Raw genomic sequence first — 2,783 nt, 5'->3', positions numbered from 1 at the left:
TTCGCTGTCAGAGGATCGTGCGGGCCGGGACGCGGTGACGCCGGCAGGGGGTCCCGGCCCGTTCGCTGTCAGAGGATCGTGCGGGCCGGGACGCGGTGACGCCGGCAGGGGGTCCCGGCCCGTTCGCTGTCAGAGGATCGTGCGGGCCGGGACGCGGTGACGCCGGCAGGGGGTCCCGGCCCGTTCGCCGCAGCAAAACCTAGAGCCGGCGGTTCTCCCGCACGAGGCCGCCCTCGCACCAGTCCCGGTAGACGAAGAGGTCCGGCCGGGCGAGCAGCACGCGGCTGTTGTGCGCCCAGTTGCGCATCAGCTCGTCGCCGGCCCGCTCGGCCTGCTCCACGAGCTTGCGGAAGCGGCGCTTCGGGTGGGCCCGGAAGTTCGTGCGGATGCCGTCGGCGGCGTAGATGTAGAGGCAGTGCAGGGCGAACCGGCGGGCCGGGCAGGCCGGGTCCATGGCCAGGTCGAAGAGGGTCTGCACCAGGTGGTCCCCGGCGACCAGCAGGTCCCAGTCCGGGGGCATGGAGGTGAGCGGGACGGAATCCGGCTGGTAGGCCCACGACCTCAGCTCGGCGGGCGAGGGGTCGACGGGATTGGCGAAGCCGTGAAACGTCTCTTCCTGCACGCTCACCGGCCGACCTTCCGCTTGCGCTGGCGGGGGCACCGGCCACCCGCGGACCCTGGCTGCTGGGGCGACACGTTAACGCGGTTTCGCCGGGTGGCGGTAGACCTTCCCGGAATCAATTCGGCAACCGTTGGCCGGGCCGGGTCCACCGTACGGCCGACCCGGCCCGGCCGAGGTCACTCGGCCACTCCCACCGGCACCGGTCGCCGGGCAGCGCTGCGCCGGCGCAGCCAGCGCTTGAACCAGGGCAGGTCGGGCAGGCGGGCCAGCATCGGCCCGGTCACCACGGTGATCAGCACGTACGCGGTGGCGAGCGCCGCCAGCCGGGGCTCGACCGGGTACGCGGCGGCGACGGCCAGGCCGGCGATGACGATGGAGAACTCGCCGCGCGGGGTGAGCGCGAAGCCCGCCCGCCACCGGCCGGGCTCGGCGATTCCGGCCCGGCGGGCGGCCAGCCAACCGGTGGCCAGCTTCGTCCCCATGGTGACCACGGCCAGCAGGAACGCCGGCAGCAGCACCGGCGGCATGTCCAGCGGGTCGGTGACCAGGCCGAAGAAGACGAAGAAGACCGCGGCGAAGAGATCCCGCAGCGGGGACAGCAGTTCGGTGGCGTGGTGCGCCACCGGCCCGGACAGGGCGATGCCGACCAGGAACGCGCCGACCGCGGCGGAGACCTGGAGCTTGGCCGCGGCCCCGGCGACCAGCAGGGTGAGGCCGAGCACCCCGAGCAGGAGCGCCTCGGGATCCTTGGCGGAGAGCGCGGCGGAGATCAGGTGCCCGTACCGGATGGCGACGGCCAGCACGACGACAACGGTGAGCACCGCGACGGCGAGCGCGATGCCGCCCTTGACCAGGCCGACCCCGGCGAGCAGCGCGGTGACCAGCGGCAGGTAGAGGGCCATGGCCAGGTCCTCGATCACGAGGACCGAGAGGATCACCGGGGTCTCCCGGTTACCGACCCGGCCCAGGTCGCCGAGCACCTTCGCGATCACCCCGGACGACGAGACCCAGGTGACGCCGGCGAGCACGACGGCGGCCACCCAGCCCCAGCCGAGCAGCAGGGCGAAGGCGAAGCCGGGCAGCGCGTTGAACACCGCGTCGATCAGGCCGGCCGGCGCGGCCGAGCGGAGGTTGCCCACCAGTTCGTTGGCGCTGTATTCCAGGCCGAGCATGACGAGCAGCAGGATGACGCCGATCTCGGCGCCGACGGCGAAGAACTCCTCGCTGGCGTTGAGCGGCAGCAGGCCGCCGTGGCCGAAGGCGAGGCCGGCGAGCAGGTAGAGGGGGATGGGTGAGACACCGAAGCGACGGCTGAGCCGGCCGAGGAGGCCGAGCAGGAGCAGCAGCGCGCCGACCTCGACGAGCAGCGTGGTGGATTCGTGCATCCGCGCCTCAGCCGTCCGGGTCGGCTTCGGCGAGGATCGCGGTGACCCCGTCGAGCCCTTGCCGGGTGCCGACCACGACGACCACGTCACCGGCCTGGAACCGGAAGGCGGGATCGGGCGAGACGTTCACCTCGCCCTGACGCAGCACCGCGACGATGGAGGCGCTGGTGCGGGTCCGTGCCTTGGTGTCACCGAGCCGCCGGTTGACGTAGCGGGAGCCGGCCGGGATGGCGATCTGCTCGGTGAGCAGCCCGGCGGCCTGCTCGCGCAGCCCCGCGAGCTGGCCGAGCATCAGCGACGCGCCGAGGATGTCGGCCAGCGCCTCCGCCTCGTCGTCGGTCAGCGGTATGTCGTGCTGACAGGAGTCGGGATCGTCCGGGTCGTAGAGGACCAGGTCGCGGCGGCCATTGCGGTGGGAGACCACGCCGAGGCGGCGGCCGGATTCCGTCATCAGATCGTGACGGACGCCGATCCCCGGTAGGGCAGTCTGTTCGACACGTACTCGCACCCGCGCAAGGCTACCGTGCGGAGGAGGGCCCCATGATCGGTCGACGAGTGCTCCGGACCGTCGGTCTGCTGCTGGTGCCGGCCCTCGCCGCCTGCTCGATCGGCGACGTCCGCCGGAACCCACCCGACCGGTCGTCGGCGTCCCCCCGGCCCGCGCCGACCGCGCCGGTGCCGTCGCGGGCCGTCGGCTTCGACGAGGTACGCCACGTCCGGGTCGCCGTCGACCGCCGGTACGACCGCCCGTTCGTGGAGTTCGCCGACGCCGAGCA

At 73.1% G+C, this 2,783-nt stretch carries 4 protein-coding genes; 1 reads left to right on the top strand and 3 read right to left on the bottom strand.

The window, feature by feature from the left end:
* Positions 1–199: 199 nt before the first annotated feature.
* The 3 genes from F8274_RS30355 to F8274_RS30345 form a co-directional block, all read right to left on the bottom strand.
* The gene (locus tag F8274_RS30355) at positions 200–628 is read right to left on the bottom strand and encodes a hypothetical protein (RefSeq protein ID WP_151465805.1); all 429 of its coding nucleotides are present in this window, start codon (positions 626–628) and stop codon (positions 200–202) included.
* Positions 629–798: 170 nt separating this feature from the next.
* Entirely contained in the window at positions 799–2,007 is a 1,209-nt protein-coding gene (locus F8274_RS30350; RefSeq protein WP_151465804.1) for a cation:proton antiporter, read from the bottom strand.
* 7 nt (positions 2,008–2,014) lie between these two features.
* On the bottom strand, positions 2,015–2,515 hold the full coding sequence (locus F8274_RS30345) for a cation:proton antiporter regulatory subunit (protein ID WP_151465802.1): 501 nt from the start codon (positions 2,513–2,515) through the stop codon (positions 2,015–2,017).
* A 32-nt stretch (positions 2,516–2,547) separates the two neighbouring features.
* On the opposite strand from F8274_RS30345, the gene F8274_RS30340 reads away from it, so the two are divergent.
* Positions 2,548–2,783 (top strand): hypothetical protein (locus F8274_RS30340; RefSeq protein ID WP_151465800.1); only part of this gene is annotated, 236 nt, incomplete at its 3' end.

Origin of the sequence: Micromonospora sp. AMSO31t, from assembly GCF_008868175.1 — a bacterium.
In the GTDB taxonomy this organism is placed as follows: domain Bacteria; phylum Actinomycetota; class Actinomycetes; order Mycobacteriales; family Micromonosporaceae; genus Micromonospora.
Note: the sequence above shows the minus strand (reverse complement) of the source record. Positions and strands in the feature narration are given on the sequence as shown.